Raw genomic sequence first — 20,300 nt, 5'->3', positions numbered from 1 at the left:
CTGGTCTACATTGTTTTATATTTGCTTGTGTTTGGATTGATAATCCCCTTACCAGCCTAGATAGCCAGCTTAGGAAAAATATAAACTCTACATTTTTCCCAAGTATGTAGAACCGGTGATTTTATCACCCTCTGCAAACGCCTGACCAGTAACAAAGTATACGCAATCGGAAAGTACATCAAGGTACTGTAAAAATAGCAGCCTGTCGTGTCTGTCTCACTATGCCAATACTCCCCCGGCACAAATCCATCCATTACTGCTCTGCATAAAAGATCAATCTATTTCCCTGTTGATAAATGAACATGAATGAACATGAATTAAAATCATAATAAACCAACCCAATCCTATCCCTTCCTTAGTCCCCCCTGCTTGTTTTGTCTCAACTCAGTATCTCAACTAGTCTCGCTCCCTCTGTTTCTCTGATGATAAAATCCTTGTAAAAGTCTGCAATCTCTTTTACCACTTCATACTCCCATACGTCGTAGATAGCCTTAGCGTGATAAAATGAAAAAAATGCGTGCAGAAAGGAGCTTATCATGGAAAAAGCCACACTGGAAGCCTATTGTCTGAAGCACCCGGGAGCGGTTCATGATTACAAAGCGGAATGGGAAGCAGATCGATATCAGGTAGGAGCAAAAATGTTTGCAATGCTTGGTGGAGATTCTAACGGAAAGCCTATCCTATCCTTAAAATGCGATCCAGATCGAGCCGAACAGCTAAGAGAAGCATATGAGGGGATTATTCCTGGTTACTACTTGAATAAAAGTCATTGGAATTCTATTTATTTAGATGCCGATATTCCTGCCCAATTGTGGGAGAAGCTGATTACTCATTCTTATGAATTGGTTTTTCATAAGCTACCTAAAAAAATGCAAAAGGAATTAGTAAAATAGTGCTGTCAGAAGGAACAAAAAGCTACTGACAAAGTATGCTAGTCAGTAGCTTTTGCTTATTCACCAAACAATGAGACCCCTAACATTACCACCGTCCGATCTATCAATCGCTCTATCAGTTAATATGGAGACGGCTGTTTTCCCCTGACTCTGAAATAAATAGCCTCCCATATGATCACCGCCATCAACCTTATACCCAGTAACATCTATTCCAGTTATGTTTTTGATGAGCGGTTTACCCACTGACATCGCTTCGTCTATTGATTTGATATTATAATGATCAGTTTCATAATGTACACGATACACTCGACCTGTTTTTGCTCCAATCTCAACAGAATATTTGTCGTGATACTCATCTTCCTTATTGGAGAACCTCCACCTATCTTCTTTTTCATAGGAGGTCTTTTTTGCATGATTAAATGAGAAATCATTTTTATTTGAAAGTTTCATTAACGCTTTTTGAGCTATGGACACATACTTTTTATCCACATTATCCAGATTGTAATCTAAAGAGAAATCGGTCACTTTATTGGTATTCAGATCAACACTAACCCTCTGGTTAACTTCTGACAAAAGAGTCATGCCTGATCCTGAGTTGCTTTTAGCAAGACGGACCAGTCGAAAATTATCATGTAGATTCGTTTCCTTAATCCGATTTCGTGCGGTCTCTACATATTGTTGATAGATATTCGGTAGCTCATCTAAATTATATTCAGCCACGACGCCTGTAACCTCTGTAGTTCCAGCTTTAAACCACACGATTGCCTCTTGATCCTCTGTCTCTAAAATATAGGAATCAGTGTTTTTATCCAAGTTTTCAAAATGAAAATCCTTATTAATCCCAAACGCTTTTTTTATTTCTTTTTGAGCTGCCGTAATATACTTTTGCTCTATTACATCCTTATTTCCTGATGTGTCTATTGAAGAAGAGGTTTCTACTGAAGAAGAGAATGGCTTCATCCAGATAAAAGCAACTAACGCTGCACATGTGATAAGTCCTTTTGCCGCCCATCCCAAATATGTTTTCCGTCTTTTTTGTTTTTGCATCATTCTTCTCTCCTTTCGTATGTTTTCTACTATCACTTGGTTCCGCTCCCTAGAAAGGATCTGATCCGGGAAATGATTTAAATCTTCCAATATAATTTGCTCATCTTGTGACGGCATCGTTGATCACCTCCGAAACAGGAACATTCCTATTTTTTTGAACAGCCTTCATTGCCCTATGCAAAGTGAGATTTACTTTGGCTTCGCTCCATCCCAATACCTCCGCTGTCTCCTTACTAGATAATCCCTTGATACCGCGCAATATCAACACGTCCCTATAAGATCGTTTCAACTGATTAATGATGTCATAAAGCAGACGTTTATTCTCGCTTAATTCTAAGGATTCTTCGGGTGTTTTATCGGGCGAAACAAGATGCTGCAGGAATATATCTGGCAACCAGTTTATTAGTTTTGTTTTACGCTTTTCATCAATGGCTACACTTCTAGCAATGGCAAACAACCATGTTTTTGGGTTTACAATCTCTGTATGCTGGATAGCCTTTAGGGCACGAATAAAGGTTTCTTGTACAAGATCGTCTATATCTGTTCGTCCCGTATAATAGACGAGAAAACGATAAATATCATTGCTGTATGCTAGAAACCATTGTTCGATACGTGCGCCAGCATTGTCATCCAATTGTGTTCCACCTCCTTATCACTGTATAGACGGAAAAAATTCTGACTATATTTCACTTTGCATATAAAAATTTTTAAGCTTCACTTCTATTGCTGTGTTATAAGTTGTAAAGCTGCACGATAAGTTCCAGAAGTTATTTTTTTATTTCATCGCCTATCCCGAACAAAAAAGCCGGTAACTTGAAAATTGATATTTCTAATTTTACTTGCCATTTTATAAAACATTTACTTAAATATAAGAGTGTGGTGTCGAAATGTGTCATTTAAAGCCATTTTAATACTATATTGTAATATTTTCATAATCTTCAATTTAATATATGTAAATGAAATATATAGGTTGAAGAATGAATAGAACAGAATTCGCTTCAATAAGAAACACAGGAAGATTTACAGAGAAGTCTGCTGGAAAAACAAATAAATGAAAAAGATGAGGTTTTTAGATGAATTTTTTTAAAAAGATATTCGGTGGAAAGAACAACGGAGAAAAGTCAAAGGACGGCACTACTATTTACAAGTATGAAGAAACAGCAAGCTATTCTCCCCCAGCACCCATGGAATATGTAGAAGAAATCGTTGAACATTTTGAAACAGTATTTCCTGGAAGAGAAAGCAGTGTTTTTCATGAGATTATATCAGATACCATACATATTGATGTGAATATAATGAAACCTACTGAAGAAGAGCCATTTTGGGTCTTATATACAACTGGTATGAGTGATTTACCAATGACGATACCAGATGAGATGCAAGAGCAGCTTGATGATCCATTTGATCGAGCAGAAGTTATGATGTTTCTGCCAGCTTCTTGGGAACTAACACAGGAATCGATGCAGGATGAAAATAATTATTGGCCTATCAGATTGATGAAGCAGATCGCTCGTTTTCCTCATCAGTATAATACCTGGTTGGGATATGGACATACCATCCCCAATTATCAGGACTATGAACCATATGCAGATTCAACTGGGTTAAACGGAGTTGTTATCTTCCAGTTAAAAGAGGAAATCAGCGTCATTCCAACAAAGGATGGAAATAAGGTTACTGCCTATTTCCTGCTGCCTTTATATAAAGAGGAAATGGAATATAAATTAGAGCATGGCATGGATGCTCTGATGGAAAAATTATCGGAGTTAGGAGATGAAGTGCTGGTTTTACAGCCGAATAGAAGGAATACTTGTGGGTAGTTTAGTTAGTTAGCTGTCAAGAGTAGGGGTTTTTTCAATTTTGATTTACATGTTGGAAAACTATTAATGTAACGTTTAGTGGTCAAGCTGTGGTTATTTTCTGACTTTATAAAAAACCAAAACAACAAACCCTTGGAGCTCAAGGGTTTGTTGCATTTATTTTAATGTAAGTGAAGGTACGCTTTCTTCATGTGTGGAACAATCTATATACATTTAGTTGGTGATATATTGTGGTAATTGCTGACAAACATTTTACACCCAAAAAATCACATAAAGTATATAATGAGGTAAATAGAGATTATAAAAAGGAGGGAATATTATGAAAAAAATATCTGGTATATTAGTATTTTCATTAGCTATGATAATAGCTTTAGGTATAACAACAAATATTGAAACCGCGAGTGCTAAAGAATTAATCTCTTCCAAAAAGGCTCAATCTTATTTTGTTGATCCAGGTCATTAATTCGGGTATTTTCAACTTCTAAAAGGGAGAACGCTACTAAATATAGCGTTCTCGAGCAGAATTTTTCAAATAAAATAAGGTAGCTCAGGTATAGTTTTATTATACCTGAGCTATTTTATTGCCGTTAAACCGAAAAACATATCCCAAATTGTACTCATGCCCAATCCTCAACAGCATGATCGTTATCTACTCCCCTGCCCTTTTTTCAAATTGATAGTTGTCACTGAATAGATTGTCGTCGTGGCAAGCGATGATAAGGATATCGTATTTCTCGCTAGTCAAAATCTTTTTCAAGCTGAAATCCGAATAATAGCGATTGTCTAAAACGGTTAGTTTGTTAAAATGCTGTGCCAGATACGGCGTAATTGGATTCATGTAAGAATCTTTTATCAGCAGGACCTTTAATTGATTATTGGCTTTTGGATTTTCATAAGCGATTTTTCGTTTGTCTCCGCCATATAGGCTCTTATAAGAATAATCGCTTTCACCATTTTTGAAACGAAAAAAATCATTAAAGTCCGTGATAACTTCTTTGCCGTCCGTGCTAATAGCCTCAAAATTCTTAAATGTAAACGGCATTTTTGGTTCATAAATCGGCGTTCTATCTGCATTTTTCGGATTTACAGCATAATTGATTTGAGTATTGTAACTACCTTTGAAGTTACCCGTTGTTAATGTAGAAACATTGATCTCATGTAAGGACATTGGCTTGCCTTCGAATTTGGAGGACTTTTTAGATAGCTGAGTAATCATTTCCTGATAAGCTATGAAAGCGCCTTTGATATTCCAATGATGGTCGGTTTCGAAGTAAAGCTCTTCCAACTGTGCCTTTGTAAAGGTATCGAACTTTTCTCCCAAGTTAATCACGTTTACATCTTTATCGAGTTTAGACAAGAAATACTCTTTCGATTTAGCATAAGCGTCGGTTTGAAAATATTTCGGATATAAATGCATCAACGCTTTGGTCCTTGACGGATTAAAGATGAAGTATGCTTCTGTTTTTTGGTTTTTGGCGAATGTAACTGCGTCGTTCAATCTTGCCGTCGCAGCGTCGATTTCACTCTTATGAACGACTTTGTTGGGAATTGGCAAAATCCATTTATTGTTCGTCACTACAAGCTTGGACACTATGCGTGAATTTTTTATTTTTGTTCCGTCTTCGGGTTTCCGCGGCTTGTTAGCCTCAAACAAGTTTTCGAACAGCATGGAATTAAAGATCTCTGAATTTTGCTGATTTTGGTAGATTCTAATCATTTCGTTGCGAAAAACAATTTGGTCATTCCAATACTGATTTATTTTTTCAAAAAAACTGCCTGTTGTAACGGCTGCGAGGCTGATCTCCGGAAATTTACGTAACGTCCGATTTTCGATGGCGGAAATCTCTTTATCTGGAGAAATGAAGGTAACAATTGCGAAACCATAAATAATAGCTAAAAATGTGACCATATAAACTATTGAAATATGTTTATTCACTTCGATACTCCTTTTGAAAAATTAAAATCTAAAATACAAGAAAGGGTTATACGTAGAATTAATAAGATACAAAATCACTTCTGTAAAAAGGAAGAAGTTGAACAGCATTCCAAAAACGGTTTGTACTTTTGTCATCGACTTACTCAATTGTAATTTTTGAAGTTTCGGATATATCGGCGTGGCAACAATCATCGCAATGACAAAGTAGAACCAATTGGAAGATAACAACGAAAGTGCCAGAGAATCAAATATTTCGTTGCCCCGGGTATAGAACATGGAAGCAATGAATTCTGTTGCATATCCAAAATTGTCAGCGCGGAAGAAAACCCATCCAATCATGACAAGCAGCAACACAACAACATGGTTTAACGGAGAAATCTTGGAAAGCATTTTTTCAAGACCAGCTTTTTCTAAAGCGATTAGGATTCCGTAATATGTACCCCATGCAATGAAAGTCCAACTGGCTCCGTGCCAGAAACCGGTTAGTGCCCACACTATAAACAAATTGCGATATATCTTCCAAGGAGCAACTTTGTTTCCGCCAAGCGGGATATACACATAATCTCTGAACCAACTTCCAAGAGAGATATGCCAGCGCCTCCAGAACTCAGAAATACTCTTTGAAATGTACGGATAATTAAAGTTCTCTGCGAACTCGAATCCAAACATTTTACCTAAACCGATAGCCATATCGCTGTAGCCTGAGAAATCAAAATAGATTTGTAAGGTATAAGCGATAATACCAATCCAAGCGCTTCCAGTTGAAAGGTCCATTGCAGAAGTGGCGAACACCGTGTCTGCTACGGACCCAAGGGAGTTGGCTAAGAGTACTTTTTTAGACAATCCTAGAATGAAACGCTTAATTCCCTCGGAGAATTGTATGGAAGAAAATACGCGTTTGCTAAGTTGTTCAGCGACGGCATTATAGCGAATAATAGGACCTGCTACAAGCTGCGGGAAAAATGTAATATACAGCGCCAAGCTGAAGAGATTTCGTTGCGCTCTTTCTTTTTTTCTGTATATATCAATCAAATAACTGAGTGCATGGAACGTATAAAAAGAAATTCCTATAGGCAAAGGTACCGGTTCCAAATGAAGATTGGTTTGAAGTGCGGCATTGATTACATCAACAAAGAAGTTGGCATATTTAAAGTAGCCGAGAAGTCCGATATTAACAACAATTGCAAACGTTAAAATCCAGACTCTCTTTTTTTCGTGATTTCCCGATTTATCGATCCATATCCCATACCCATAGTTAATGAGAATGGATAATATCATTAGAACCATATACCTCGGTTCGCCCCAGGCATAGAAGACTAAACTGAATAGTAATAGAATAGTATTTTTTAATTTGAACGGAACAAAGAAATATAGTGTAAGAACAAGCGGTAAAAAGAAAAACAAAAATATGACTGAGCTAAAGACCAAAACAAACTTCCTCTCTAAGTTGTTATTTTGTGTAATGTAATCAGAATTAACAGAGTAAAATATCTACGGATAAGTATCCCCTCTCTTTCTGCTCATTCTATAATAGGTTATTCCTAGATGTTTGCAAACCTGGGACAAATTTGTCCACGATAGCATGTCTTTTGTTAAGGTTCATCACCAGTTCCATATCTTGCTTTACCTGTGGTCGTTTTAAGGGAGTAAGGTTAGCGAGTTGGACTTAGAGGATTAAAGAAAAAAGCTGAGCCCGAAAATAAGCATTAAGAAATAAACGCCCGAATCTTCAAATTCGGGCGTTAGCTATTATTAGTCATTATGTATTTCTTTTATCTAAAAACTAAATTACTTATGCTACGGCTTCTGTCCGCTTCTCTTTGAAAAAATGGGTTATGCCGGTCCAAGCAAAACTTGTTTTTCCTTACCACTTCGTCAGACCATTATGGAGAAATCCATTTTCGGGGTAATGTTACGGTTTTTAATCAAAATACACATACATTTAGTTTGCAAGGTTTTTATTCTTCTATATTTAACATCCATACCCTTTTTAAAGGTATTTCAGTTTTAATATCTTCACTCAATTTATCGTAATTTTCAAAGAGTTGTTCTATAATTTTTTTTGAATCCCATAGTCTTACCTTAAAAAACTGTTTTGGAATTTCTTTTATCACAGAGGTTTTGAATCCAGTCCAGGAGACCAACAATCCATAGTCGGCATTAAAGTTACTCATTGTTCCTATTAATTGATCCATCGTAGGTCTATCAATAGGAGAATCAGCGGTTTTTACTTGAACACAAATTTTTGTTGAACCAAATCCTAAAATATCAGAAGCTGCTAAGATATCTATCCCATTATCTGCACCTTCTGGACTTCGATAGGTTGTGAATCCTTTGGCTTTTAATATTTCTTCAACCAGAATTTCCATTTTATGACCTTTAAATTTTTTGATTATATAATCAGAAATTCTATCAAATATGTACTCATCTAAATCAAATCGTATCTCATCATCTGATTCATCAATTTTTTGAGGTATAGTTTTATCCTTTATATTCCAATTGTTTTCATACATTATCTTAATTCTCTCTTCTGCATTATTTTTATGTATCCTACATACAGTCATAAAAGCACCCATTGAATATAAGATATCTTGTTCAAATTTATCTCTTGGAATATCGACTGCAAACCACTCTACCTCTCTGTAATGGTAATATGGACTTCCTAAGCTTTTATCATAATTATAATCTCCTACAATCTTCCCAAAATGTATCGTTCTATTAATCTTACTTGGAAGTACAACCCAATCGCCTATTTCCATTCTATGGGCTATGGGATAGATTTGAGAAGCCCAATTTATCGCTGTTTTTTCTTTTTCTAGATCATACTTGTCTACAAGAAACATGTAGAGATCCTCTTTTTTGTTGAATTTTTTCAAATTTATATCTAAGTTATCCCAAGTTAGATATATTCTCTTGTCATTCAAAAACTTACTTTCGTATTCTCCATTTGCTCCAGCTCTAAATAACCAAATACTCAATGTTAGTTCCTCCTATTACTAAATCTTTATCTATTATATAGTAAAACTTACCATTCAATGGGGTCCCCATGCAAAAAGACTTGTTATTATTTTTTGACTAGTTTACCACCGGCTCAGTCCTAAGTCTAAAAAACTTCATTTCCACTATGCTGACCGACTTATCAAGTATCGTCTTAAGTCCCCTTCCCTACCATTACAAAATTTTATTCATATTTACATAATTATACATCCAAGTTAGAATGTTAAGAAATATCATTTTTTATTAAATTCGGGAAGGGGATTTATATGTCTGATATTTTAGCTTCCACAACATTAGGGGAACTGATAAAAGAAACAAGGGAAGAATTTATCTACAAATTAAATTTCTAGTTTTGCGGGTTCTGTCCACTAACAACCTTACCCGATCAGCCCTTCAATCCTTATGTTACACCTTATCTATATGCTAAAAGGCCCCCCACATCAATAGGGAGAGCCTTTTGGATGTTATATATTCGCCAGATTCGTACGCCATTTTCCATAAGTAATCAGGTTACTTTTATTAAAACTGGCGTGATGCTACATTTTATACTTTAGAAAACAAAGCCATGATACGACTTGCGGCTTCTTTATACCCGCCAGCGTCACGGAAGGAATCCCCTATCTGCTTAGCATGCTGTTTATAAGTGGATTCGTTCAACACTTGCAACAAAGCGGACTTCAAAGCCTCAGGGGTAAGCTGACTCTTATCCAAAGTAATACCCGCTCGGAACTCCTCTACCTGCTTCGCAACAAGTGGTTGATCTGAGCTTAATGGAATCATGACAAGTGGTACATTATAATATAGAGCCTCACTTGCGCTGTTCATGCCGGCATGTGTAATAAAAGCATCAGCTTGCTGGAGCACTTCCAACTGGGGCACATACGGCTCAATGATAAAATTATGAGGAATACTGTCACCTAGCGAGTCCATATCCGTGTCTTGACCGCAAGATAACACAATTTGAGCAGGGATGTCTTGAAGGGCTTCAAAGCAAAGTTTGTAAAATTCAACATCTTTGTTCAAAATACTGCCCATGGAAATGTATACAACTTTATCATATTGAGCTCGAAGTTGTTCAAGCGGAAATGAAGGAGCATCAAGACGCGGTGTAATGGAGGGGCCAGTAAATATATAGCTATCATCAAGCTTATCAGCATCTGGTTGGAAATCACGGCTTGTAAATACAATCTTAATTTGACCATATTGGCGAGTGATATCTTCAAGAGCAGGAACAGCTACGTTACATGCACTCGCGATGCTTTGCGCTGTATTCGTTAGTCTTTCATAAAGTGCTTCTACATCTAAATCTCCTACATCAATCTCTTCTACAATTTTGTTTAGAGGCCCAGCGAAAGCAAAGTTTGTAACGGAGCAAATCGTCGGAATACCTAACTTTTTCCCTAAAATTTCCCCTCCCCAACCAAATAAGGAGTCAAAAATTACGTAGTCAAAAGAATCGTTCTCTACCTGCCTCAAGATTTCCGGAATACGTGGTTCAATAATGCCTCGCAGCATAAAATCGGTGAATTGAAGCGGATGTCTAAATTCTGTTGGATTAAAACCAAGATCTCTAAATATTTGTTCATCCAATTGATAGGCCAAAAATTGTGCCCCAGTCTGGGCAAGCCTAGCCCGATATTCTTCTGAACACATATAGACGACTTCTTCTCCATTGTCGACTAGCTGCTTCACTAATCCTAATGTAGGATTAACGTGACCTTCTGCTGGAATCGTTACATACAATACGCGTGCCACTTACTACACCTCCCCAAAAATATCAAAATAGAAGATATTACTAAAAATAGAAGATGCTACAACTTGATTATAGATGAGGGCAAATATAGGATCAAGACTAACATTAAACCCCAACACATTGCATAATGGTGGCTGGGGATATTGGTAATCCATCAATTTCTACACTTGTTCAAATGCTCAGACAAATACTTGATAACACCATCCTCTGCATCATGCGAATATTCCCATACCATGGCACCAGCAAGGTTTTTTCCTTAACGTAAATGACTTTTGCCTGCAATGCTTGCTTATCCTCATACGTTATAAACGTATCTCCACCATACAAGTAAGCTGCCTTCGCCTTGCGTCTGTCAGGCCACTTTAGAAGAAAAATGAAACTGCCTACGGTTCCACGATAAAAAGCATACACATACGACGCTTATGTTGCGGATGGGTCAGAATGTGAAGGTAGTTGCTGACCGCCTCAATCATACCAATGCAGCTATGACCCGGAATGTCTACTCTCATTACATTATCGATATACAACAAGAAATTGTTGCTCATTTTGATTGAATTAATGAAGCTTTCGAGCGCCAACAAGATAGCATGATTTCCATGTGATCAATCCGTGGTCAAAGTCAAAAATCAAGGGTTTGTGTGGTCATCACAACATTATATAGAGATGATAAAAGCCCTTGTGTTCCAAGGGTTTTCGTCGTTTCTATGGAGCTTATTCACAAATCGGAAGTGTCACAATCTCAAAATGTCCCTTATGCGGTAAGCGTAGTTGAGGAAACGACTTTCTTAATTAAATTACACACCAACCTTCACTACATCCTAAACAGGTATCCACCAGAAATCCTCATCATTCTTCAACTTGATCTGTTTAAACGTTGAATCAAACTTATCTACCCATCCCCAAGCGGATTCTACCACGCCTCTGCCCTCTTTTGTCTCTTTCCACCAGCTAATTGTAAGAGCATAGTCATACTGACGTGAGTCAGATATCCGATAGCAAAACTCGGCTAACTCATCCTCTTCGATGATAGGTTTCTCAATCAGTTTCTTATCCTCGTGATGCTGACGTATCATCTCGGCGTGTTCGGGCAAGATGAATTTTGTTACAAGCGGATCAAGTAGTTTGCTAGCCATATAAACATCACCTTAAATATGAATGTGTGTTCTTGTTTTATTGGACGATGGGGAGATTATGCAACGAAAAAATAATGACAAAAATACATAAGCAATATTGTATTATGACAATTTTATGGAAAACTCTAGAAAAAAGTCGAAAAGTAGTCTATTGTTAAACTGTTAATTGGTATTTTTTTGCTAATCAGGCAGTTGATTGTAAGTATTTTTCATATGAACTAGGAGGACTATTATGCTAAAAAAAATGACAAGTTTAATGATGGTTTTTGCGCTAATTTGTAGCATGTTCGGCATTCAAAGTATTCAGTCCGTAAGAGCTGAATCAAGTAACCTGCTTTATGATGAAAAAAATCCGATACTAGATATCGAAGGCAATGAAATCGGAGAAGAAATTGAAAAGGTTTATAGGGAAGTAACGAAAGATTCAGAAGAAACCTTAGTAAAATTGATAACCATAACAGAAAATAAATACTATAATGATGAAAACGAAAACACTACTGACCGAAAAGTTACCGAGATTAAGATAACTAATGATAAAAAGTTTTTTATTAACGGTGAACAATTGTCTCAAGACTTTTTAAATCAACCAGTTACAGCAAGTGAAGATAGGGTTTCCTTTGCAAAAGCCTTTAAAGGTGAGAGTGGCGGTCGTGCGGGGGTAATCACTTATAATGAGATTAATGACGACTATTATTATCTTAAGGCTTTTCCAAAGGTAAATGATTTTTTAGAAGAGCCTAGCGGTAAAGGATTAGTAAAATATAGCAATGGTAATGGTAATGTATCCAAATTCATTAGATATGCAGACAAAGTTGATAGTAAACATGCAGATATAATAGATGCACAAGTCACAATTGCATCAATGATAGGTGCGGCTTTGGTAACTTGGGAAACCGTCATTTTGCTACTTCCAGAAGCAGGGGTTGCAGGCTGGAATGCAGTCAAACTCTACAATGCCTCGAATGCAGGTAAAGAAGCTCTTAAAGATGCGTATGACCTACTAAAAAATAAAATTACACCATACTAAGGATTAACTATGATAGATATTATTATCTGCTTACTTATACTAGCCTCAAGTATATATGCTTTATATAAGGTGTGGGGAAATAAAAAAGCAAGAGGAATAGCAGTGATATTGTTGGCTATAACCCTTAACATGGTTTATAAAGCAATAAAAGCTTATCTTAGCCAATAAAAACTTTACTCTGAATTGCCTGATTAGAAAAAATCTCAAGGGTTTTGTTATTTCCCCCTTTCAAAAAAGGGGGATTTCTCTATTTTAAGGGTTATCAAAACTTGATATGATACGTGCTCCTAAACCCTTGAAAAGTCAACTTGATCAGGGGTTTTGTCATAAAAAACAATGAATTTACCTATGATTTCTTTTCCAGAACAACTAGTCTACACCTTCTCATTTTTGATTTGCTTCAAGAAATCTACGCTTCAAATCCTCGTTGATATCTTCCCACCAACTCCAGTCTTTTTGATTTCGTTGTTCTCTCAGCAAAATTCTTTGCTTTCTTTCTTCTGATGAGTTACTAAATTGAGGATCTTCGTTATTTCTCTTTTGCTCAATCCACTCTTTCCAATATTCCAGATCGTCATGACCTAAACAATACTCACAAATAAAGTAATATTCACCTTTACGAAGAAAATTGGCTAGAATTTCCCTAGGTAAATGGTCAATTTCTGAATCCAAAACGTTTTTACAGCAATGATCACATATGGATATATCACTCGAAGGAACTTTAGACATTTTTATCTCTCCTATAAAATATTTATTTTCATTTAAATACCAAAGGAGTGAACTAACGAAATTTTTAATCAAGAGATTTAAAAATCTTATTCTTGGCTGTAGCTTTACTACTAACGACAATAATTACTCCGAGTTATGCAACAGAAAAGGAAGTAAAAGGAATTGCCTCTACATACAACATAGAATTACATAATGAATCAAGTGATTCAATAGAGATTATAGCAGAAATTAAAAGACCAAAAATCTCTTACAGGGAAATTATGGGATATTACGAAGAAGAAATTCGGCAACTCTTCATTTCTCTGGAGGATGAGCCTATTCATTCACTGGCGTATGATGATTACATTAGCTTTGACAACTGGATTAAGGAGAGGAGAATTAGTAGCGCTTGAATGGAAGCATATTAATTTAGAAGCAGGAACTATTGAAGTGAAACAAAGTATTTCTAGTTCAGTTAATGGATCTGCAATCATTCAGAACCTAAAACAAATAAATCAAAAAGAAAGGTTAGTCTCCCTGATTCAGTCTGTCATCAATTGAAAGAGTATAATTTGCATTGTGGAAAAGAAAAATTACGTCTATGTGACTCTTGGAAAGGTGAAAATCGTTTTTTTGTATTCTTTAATGCTGAAGGTAAGTCATTTTATCCAGAATCACCATATCTTTGGTTTCGAACTTTCTTAAAAATGCACCATTTGCGATATATTCGATTCCATGATTTGCGTCTTACTTCTGCAACGATTCTAATTAATCAAGGAGTACACGCCAAGATAATTTCTGAAAGGCTTGGTCACCCAAGTATTTCTACCACGATGAATGTCTACGGGCACGCCCTCCAATCAGCAGATGAAGAAGCTGCTAATAAATTTGAATCCATATTTCAACCCAAAGCATCTGGCACCACAAAATAAGACACCAGATCAATTATCCGGTGTCTTTTACTCTTTTGTGATATAGTTTTATGAATTTGGTCAACAGTTCGTCAACAATCCATTATTTCAATATCTGTTACACTCAAATCCGAATCGCTGTTATATAGCAAAAATAACTGTTATATCAATGTTTTAAGATACCTGTTCCTTTTTTAGCAAGCAAAGCCCCACTCTCCACATGACTAGAGTAATCAAAATCGACAATTAAGATACGCTTACTCGCTAGTTAATTCCTTCACTGATTAGCCCAGGAAGATACAACTAAAGCACTATTTTTAAAATGAATTATTATGGTCCTTTTGACTTTTTATCTTCATTCGGACACTTTCTTTATAGAATTTATAATAATATATTACTAACTAGTTGAGTCTCTGGAACTATACTAAATTCCAAAAATAGAAGGTATGATTTACCAAAAGGAGTTGATGTTTCTTGAGAATTCTAAACCGTTTAAAAGCAACAAAGTTACTCATTTGTTTAAGCACAAGTTTATGCATTATTAGTTATCCTTTTATTTCCTTTGCTGAAAAATCTAATACGAGTGTAGCTAGTGAAACAAACCAGCCTAATGACATTGATACTGGAATAGCTAACTTAAACTATGATGTTCACGATATTTTAGCAACAAATGGTGATCAAATAAATAGTTATGTTCCAACAGAAGGTGTTAAATCAAATGGTAAATTTATAGTGGTTAAACGTGAGAAAAAATCACTTACAACTTCACCAGTGGATATTTCTATTATTGATTCTGTGGCGAATCGTACCTATCCAGGCGCAATACAACTTGCAAACGACGCTTTTGTAGCAAATCAACCTACTTTATTAACGGCCAAGAGAAAGCCCTTGAATATTAGTATAGATTTACCTGGGATGAAAAGAGAAAATTCAATAATCGTTGAAAACCCAGCATATGGTAATGTGTCTGGAGCAATTGATGAATTAGTATCTACTTGGAGTGAAAAGTATTCAACATCAAATACTTTACCTGCAAGACTACAATATGCAGAATCCATGGTTTATAGCAAAAATCAAATAGCAAGTGCTCTTAATGTTAACTCTAAAATTCTTAACAATTCACTGGGGATTGACTTTAATGCTATTGCTAGCGGAGAAAAGAAAGTGATGATTGCTGCGTATAAGCAAATATTTTATACGGTAAACGCAGAGCTGCCAGACAATCCATCAGACCTCTTTGATGATAGTGTTTCTTTTAAGGAACTGACCCGTAAAGGGGTAAGTGATGAAGCTCCTCCTGTTATGGTGTCAAATGTAGCTTATGGCAGAACCATTTATGTAAAATTAGAAACAACCTCTAAGAGTAAAGATGTACAAGCTGCATTTAAAGCCTTACTCAAGAATACCAATGTAGAAGCTAGCGGACAGTACAAAGACATTTTTGAAGATAGCTCCTTTACTGCTGTAGTATTAGGGGGAGATTCAAAAGAGCATAACAAGGTTGTTACAAAAGACTTTGATGAAATACGAAATATTATAAAAGATAATGCGGAATTTAGTCTAAAAAATCCAGCATACCCTATTTCATATACCAGTGTTTTCTTAAAAGATAATTCAATTGCTGCTATTCATAACAATACAGACTATATTGAGACTACCTCTACAGAATATTCTAAAGGTAAAATCATTCTTGATCATCATGGTGCATATGTTGCTCAATTTGAAGTATCCTGGGATGAATTTTCATACGATGAAGATGGAAATGAGGTACTTACCCACAAAACTTGGGATGGAAACTACAAAAACAGAACAGCTCATTTCTCTACCGTAATACCACTTCCACCTAATTCTAAAAATATAAGAATTTTGGCCAAAGAATGCACAGGTCTAGCATGGGAATGGTGGAGAACAATTATTGATGAATACAATGTTCCATTATCTAATGAAATAAAAGTTTCAATTGGAGGAACTACATTGCATCCATCAGCTAGTATTAGCCACTAGAAAAGGGAAGTATCCATTGGAAAAGCAGTACCTTTCCTACTTTCAGAGGCTAGCTAGACATAAAAAAGGATTACATGATTATGATGTAAACCTAAAGCATACCAAGGCAATGAATGAGATTAAAGTAATGTAAATGGTCAACACTTCTACGCTTAATCATTTATCAGATTGAAGAATTGAAAACGGCTAAAATCCTTGCTACACAAGGACTTTAGCCGTTTTCTTTATCCTTATTTTCTCTCCAGCAAGCAAACCGACTCCACATGCCCTGTATGTGGAAACATATCCACCGGCTGCACTTCCACAACCTCATACTTCTCCGCTAACACTTTCAAATCCCGCGCCAACGTAGACGGATTACAGGACACATATACCACTTTCTTCGGCTGCATTTGCAAAATGGTCGTTAGCAAGGCCTCGTCACAGCCTTTACGCGGCGGGTCAACGACGATCACGTCAGCCACAATTCCTTGCTTGCGCCAATTCGGAATCACAACCTCAGCAGGTCCCACCTCAAAGCTGACGTTCTCCAAACCATTCAGCTCCGCATTTTTTTTCGCATCAGCAATGGCCTCTGGTACAATTTCTACGCCATACACGCGCTTAGCCTTCTGAGCTAGGAACAGCGAGATCGTTCCGATACCGCAATACGCGTCAATTACGGTCTCATCTCCTTCTAGCCCTGCATATTCCAGCGTTTTGCTGTACAGTACATCTGTCTGTTCGGGGTTCACCTGATAAAAGGAGCGAGCCGAGATAGCAAACTTAATTGGTCCGATATAGTCATAAATAACGTCATCGCCCCACAGCGTGAAGGTTTGGTCTCCGAAAATCACGTTGGTTCTGCGCTCGTTAACGTTTTGGACGATACTTTTCACTCCTGGTAATTCCGCACGGATGAGCTGGATGAGCTGTTCTCTCTCTGGCAGGAACGCTTCTGTCGTGATGAGCACTACCATGAGGTCTCCCGTTTTGGCACCTACTTTTGCTACTACATGGCGTAATAAGCCTGTGTGGTTTACCTCATTATATGGCTCAATTCCTAGGCGTTTTGCGATCCGTTTCACTGTTTCGACCACTTCATCGTTGGCTTGATGCTGGATCAGGCATTCGCTGATATCGATAATATCATGTGATTTTTCTGCATAGAAGCCGCCGATTAACGCGCCGTTTTCCTCTCCAATTGGCACCTGTGCCTTGTTACGGTAACGCCACGGGTCTGTCATCCCTAGAGTCGGAAGCACCTTCACAGCCTTTGCTGGTTCAACGTTATGCGATGTAGCTAGGGATGAATTGGAGAAGGCTTTGTCAGAAGGAGATGCTTCACCATTCGCCGTTCCTACTGCTGTTGCCTCTTTACTGGATACTGCATTTGTTGTCGTGCTCTGTCCATGTGCCAAAGCATCTGCTTCCCGTTTTCCAGCCAAGCCCTTCTGCTCCTCACCCTCGATAGGGAATCCACCAATTCGGCGCAGGTTATCCATGACGATCTGTTGCTTGTGTCGGAGTTGCTCGCTATATATTAGGTGTTGTAAGGAACAGCCGCCACAACGATCGTAGACCGGACAGGGTGGCTCCTCTCTATACTGGCTGGTAGTTGTTATTTCGAGCAACTGAGCATAGCCAAAGTTCTTTTTGGCATGAATGACCTTTGCTTTGACGGTTTCGCCAGGCAATGCACCTTTTACAAACAAAGTATAGCCGTTATATCTACCGACCCCTTCCGCTTCATGGTTAAGACCGGTAATTTCTATGTCCACTACCTGCTCCAGCTGTACAGGGTAGTTTTTAGGCTGTTGCTCCTTTGATCGATTCGTTTCTTTTCTCTGATTATTGCCGCGTTGCGATTTTCCTGTTCCTGATTTTCTCACTCTGTCTAGCTCCTTTAATATTACATAAATCTATGTCATGGTACAAAAATCTCAAAATGATTGGCAAGGGTGTAGCACTCGCAAGGTAGTTCTCCACCCAATTCTCCATCCAGATTTAAAAGTACCTGTTGTTTGTCCTTGGTTGTTGCTTTGATATAATCCGATTGAAAATATAAAACATGGGGGTCTTTGATGTGGTCTCCTTTGATGGCCATACTAACGATACGTACGATTTCTGGCAATGTTGCCTTTTTTAAAACGATACAATCGAGCTTTCCATCTGAGAGACTAGCTGCAGGAGCTATTTTTTCAAAGCCACCTACAGAATTGCTATTCGAAATGAGAAAAAGCATAACTTCCTCATCGATCATGACCTGATTACGTGTCTCGATACGAATATGTGTCGGAGTGATAAACGGAAGCTTTTCTATTCCTTTTAAATAGTAGGCAAGCTGTCCTACCACGGTTTTTAATTTACTTGGCACTTCATAGGTGAGTTCGGTTAGTGTTCCACCGCCAGCTATATTAATGAAATAACGGTCGTTCATTTTGCCAACGTCCATCTTTTGGGTGCGACCAGCTGCGATGATTTGACTTGCTTTTTTTAACGATTTTGGTATACCTAAGGCCCGGGCAAAATCGTTGGTTGTACCAGCAGGGATAATGCCAAGCTTGGGTCTATTTTTCTTTTCCGCCATGCCATTGATTACTTCATAAATAGTGCCGTCCCCACCGGCTGCGATGACAAGGTCAAATTGTCTGGATACGGCTCGGGCAGCCTCTCTGGTAGCGTCCCCTTCCCCTTTGGTAGCATGACAAGAAGTTTCATATCCGGCCTTTTCCAGCGTCTCTAAAATCTCTGGCAACTGACGGCGAACAGCTTCACGCCCCGAGGTCGGATTGTAGATTAGACGTGCTCTCTTCACTCGCGTCCCCTTCTTCCGTTACATATATATTTTCGAATTTTATCATGATACCATACCCATCATATCCTGTATGACCATTTTTGGGAATCATTATGCGGCTTGTCACATGATTTTGCCTATTTTATCCCCTCTGCTCATGGTACTATTAGTGAAAAGATGACTTGTACGAGGGGTGTATGAAGTTTGACGAAGCGTATGATTGTAGGAGTAGATATCGGGGGAACCACGATTAAGATAGCTTTACTAAATCCTAACGGGAAAATTATTACAAAAACACAAATACCTACTCCTGTTCCTGAGGGAGAAGATGCGATTATTCAGCAGATGACAAGTACGATTGACCAGTTGATGGCCGAGCAGGGCTTCACCAAAGAAGACGCCTATGGGATTGGCATCGGTGTCCCTGGGCCGGTAGATACGGACACGGGCTTTGTATATGAAGCGGTGAATCTGGGTCTAAAGGATACTGCGTTGAAGGCTAAAACAGAAGCTTTGACTGGTCTACCCACATATGTAGAAAATGATGCCAACGCAGCCGCTCTCGGTGAAATGTGGTGTGGCGCTGGACAAGGAACAGATAACCTGGTTGCTATTACACTCGGTACAGGTATTGGCGGAGGAATTATTATCGACGGCAAGATCGTCCATGGTGTAAAAGGAGTCGGTGGCGAAATCGGTCACGTAACTGTTAATCCAGATGGTCCACTATGCAATTGCGGTAAAAAGGGTTGCATGGAGCGATATGGTTCAGCGACAGCGATTATTTTAGGGATAGAAAAAGCGGCGAAGGAAGGACGCAGTACATATTTAGCTAAGCAGCTAGCAGAGAAAGGCTCCTTAACTGCCAAGGATGCCTTTGATGCAGCGGCAGAAGGAGATATAGCAGCTCAAGAGGTCATTGACCAGGCTGCGTTTTACACCGGATTTGGTCTATCTCACATAGCTAACCTACTGAACCCTGCCAAAATTGTGATCGGTGGCGGTGTATCCGCAGCAGGTGATGTTCTATTCACGCTGATCCGTAAGTCTTTTGATTCCTACACATGGAAAATTGCCGCAGATTCATGCGAAATCCTTCCTGCTACACTTGGTAATGACGCGGGTGTGATTGGGGCTGGATGGCTAGTAAAGCAGGGGCAGTCCGTGTAAATTGAGTAGCTTTTTCTATCAATAGCTGATAGATATAGACAAGCGCTGGACTTGTTATCCTGATTCTGTGATTTGAGCGAAGTCCTGCTGATTGGTTGTAACTATAATACAAGCTTGGCTCCGCTAAG

Annotated in this window: 18 protein-coding genes and 2 pseudogenes; 9 read left to right on the top strand and 11 right to left on the bottom strand. The window is 38.0% G+C overall.

What is annotated here, in order from left to right:
- The first annotated feature begins 536 nt into the window (after positions 1-536).
- Positions 537-893, top strand: a complete 357-nt coding sequence (locus ACQV1I_RS02825) for an MmcQ/YjbR family DNA-binding protein (protein ID WP_116335093.1) — start codon at positions 537-539, stop codon at positions 891-893.
- 60 nt (positions 894-953) lie between these two features.
- Here ACQV1I_RS02825 and ACQV1I_RS02820 read toward each other — a convergent pair whose 3' ends face one another.
- Positions 954-2,057 (bottom strand): hypothetical protein, encoded by a 1,104-nt coding sequence (locus tag ACQV1I_RS02820; protein WP_116335094.1) that lies wholly within the window; start codon positions 2,055-2,057, stop codon positions 954-956.
- Entirely contained in the window at positions 2,041-2,574 is a 534-nt protein-coding gene (locus tag ACQV1I_RS02815; RefSeq protein WP_116335095.1) for an RNA polymerase sigma factor, read from the bottom strand. Before ACQV1I_RS02815 ends, ACQV1I_RS02820 begins: the two co-directional genes overlap by 17 nt.
- A gap of 439 nt (positions 2,575-3,013) precedes the next feature.
- On the opposite strand from ACQV1I_RS02815, the gene ACQV1I_RS02810 reads away from it, so the two are divergent.
- Together ACQV1I_RS02810 and ACQV1I_RS02805 are read left to right on the top strand one after the other, a co-directional pair.
- Positions 3,014-3,757, top strand: coding sequence for a suppressor of fused domain protein (locus ACQV1I_RS02810; protein ID WP_116335096.1), 744 nt, complete (start codon positions 3,014-3,016; stop codon positions 3,755-3,757).
- 319 nt (positions 3,758-4,076) lie between these two features.
- Positions 4,077-4,220 (top strand): hypothetical protein, encoded by a 144-nt coding sequence (locus ACQV1I_RS02805; RefSeq protein ID WP_162932811.1) that lies wholly within the window; start codon positions 4,077-4,079, stop codon positions 4,218-4,220.
- 186 nt (positions 4,221-4,406) lie between these two features.
- Here ACQV1I_RS02805 and ACQV1I_RS02800 read toward each other — a convergent pair whose 3' ends face one another.
- The 5 genes and pseudogenes from ACQV1I_RS02800 to ACQV1I_RS02780 all read right to left on the bottom strand — a co-directional run.
- Positions 4,407-5,693, bottom strand: coding sequence for a DHHW family protein (locus ACQV1I_RS02800; protein WP_116335097.1), 1,287 nt, complete (start codon positions 5,691-5,693; stop codon positions 4,407-4,409).
- Positions 5,694-5,714: 21 nt separating this feature from the next.
- Positions 5,715-7,121, bottom strand: coding sequence for an MBOAT family O-acyltransferase (locus ACQV1I_RS02795; RefSeq protein WP_116335098.1), 1,407 nt, complete (start codon positions 7,119-7,121; stop codon positions 5,715-5,717).
- A 530-nt stretch (positions 7,122-7,651) separates the two neighbouring features.
- Complete coding sequence (locus ACQV1I_RS02790; RefSeq protein WP_116335099.1) at positions 7,652-8,671, bottom strand: restriction endonuclease; 1,020 nt, start codon at positions 8,669-8,671, stop codon at positions 7,652-7,654.
- Between the two features lie 562 nt (positions 8,672-9,233).
- Entirely contained in the window at positions 9,234-10,445 is a 1,212-nt protein-coding gene (locus ACQV1I_RS02785) for a macrolide family glycosyltransferase (protein ID WP_116335100.1), read from the bottom strand.
- Positions 10,446-10,597: 152 nt separating this feature from the next.
- Positions 10,598-10,788: pseudogene (locus ACQV1I_RS02780) on the bottom strand (glycosyl hydrolase family 18 protein); the annotation flags it as partial.
- Positions 10,789-10,838: 50 nt separating this feature from the next.
- Here ACQV1I_RS02780 and ACQV1I_RS02775 point away from each other — a divergent pair.
- Positions 10,839-10,997 (top strand): annotated as a pseudogene (locus ACQV1I_RS02775) (site-specific integrase); the annotation flags it as partial.
- A gap of 264 nt (positions 10,998-11,261) precedes the next feature.
- Here ACQV1I_RS02775 and ACQV1I_RS02770 read toward each other — a convergent pair.
- Positions 11,262-11,576 (bottom strand): YolD-like family protein, encoded by a 315-nt coding sequence (locus ACQV1I_RS02770; protein WP_094701441.1) that lies wholly within the window; start codon positions 11,574-11,576, stop codon positions 11,262-11,264.
- Between the two features lie 232 nt (positions 11,577-11,808).
- On the opposite strand from ACQV1I_RS02770, the gene ACQV1I_RS02765 reads away from it, so the two are divergent.
- On the top strand, positions 11,809-12,603 hold the full coding sequence (locus tag ACQV1I_RS02765; protein WP_018674120.1) for a hypothetical protein: 795 nt from the start codon (positions 11,809-11,811) through the stop codon (positions 12,601-12,603).
- A 384-nt stretch (positions 12,604-12,987) separates the two neighbouring features.
- Here the strand turns inward: ACQV1I_RS02765 and ACQV1I_RS02760 are convergent, their stop codons facing one another.
- Positions 12,988-13,332: a hypothetical protein gene (locus ACQV1I_RS02760; RefSeq protein WP_116335102.1), complete on the bottom strand. Its 345-nt coding sequence runs from the start codon at positions 13,330-13,332 to the stop codon at positions 12,988-12,990.
- Between the two features lie 309 nt (positions 13,333-13,641).
- Here ACQV1I_RS02760 and ACQV1I_RS02755 point away from each other — a divergent pair, with 309 nt between their 5' ends.
- The 3 genes from ACQV1I_RS02755 to ACQV1I_RS02745 all read left to right on the top strand — a co-directional run bounded on the left by ACQV1I_RS02755 (position 13,642) and on the right by ACQV1I_RS02745 (position 16,226).
- Entirely contained in the window at positions 13,642-13,872 is a 231-nt protein-coding gene (locus ACQV1I_RS02755) for a tyrosine-type recombinase/integrase (RefSeq protein ID WP_255193726.1), read from the top strand.
- A complete protein-coding gene (locus tag ACQV1I_RS02750) occupies positions 13,869-14,243 on the top strand; it encodes a tyrosine-type recombinase/integrase (RefSeq protein ID WP_268878084.1) in 375 nt (124 codons plus the stop codon). Before ACQV1I_RS02755 ends, ACQV1I_RS02750 begins: the two co-directional genes overlap by 4 nt.
- A 453-nt stretch (positions 14,244-14,696) precedes the next feature.
- Entirely contained in the window at positions 14,697-16,226 is a 1,530-nt protein-coding gene (locus ACQV1I_RS02745; RefSeq protein ID WP_116335103.1) for a thiol-activated cytolysin family protein, read from the top strand.
- Between the two features lie 230 nt (positions 16,227-16,456).
- Here ACQV1I_RS02745 and rlmD read toward each other — a convergent pair whose 3' ends face one another.
- A complete protein-coding gene (gene rlmD / locus ACQV1I_RS02740; protein ID WP_116335104.1) occupies positions 16,457-18,097 on the bottom strand; it encodes a 23S rRNA (uracil(1939)-C(5))-methyltransferase RlmD in 1,641 nt (546 codons plus the stop codon).
- Between the two features lie 35 nt (positions 18,098-18,132).
- Positions 18,133-19,023 (bottom strand): diacylglycerol kinase, encoded by an 891-nt coding sequence (locus tag ACQV1I_RS02735; protein WP_094701432.1) that lies wholly within the window; start codon positions 19,021-19,023, stop codon positions 18,133-18,135.
- A gap of 183 nt (positions 19,024-19,206) precedes the next feature.
- Between ACQV1I_RS02735 and ACQV1I_RS02730 the strand changes: the two genes are divergently transcribed.
- Positions 19,207-20,172, top strand: coding sequence for an ROK family glucokinase (locus ACQV1I_RS02730; RefSeq protein WP_116335105.1), 966 nt, complete (start codon positions 19,207-19,209; stop codon positions 20,170-20,172).
- Positions 20,173-20,300 lie beyond the last annotated feature (128 nt).

It is taken from the genome of Brevibacillus sp. JB24b (assembly GCF_051713385.1).
Lineage (GTDB): Bacteria > Bacillota > Bacilli > Brevibacillales > Brevibacillaceae > Brevibacillus_B > Brevibacillus_B laterosporus.
Note: the sequence above shows the minus strand (reverse complement) of the source record. Positions and strands in the feature narration are given on the sequence as shown.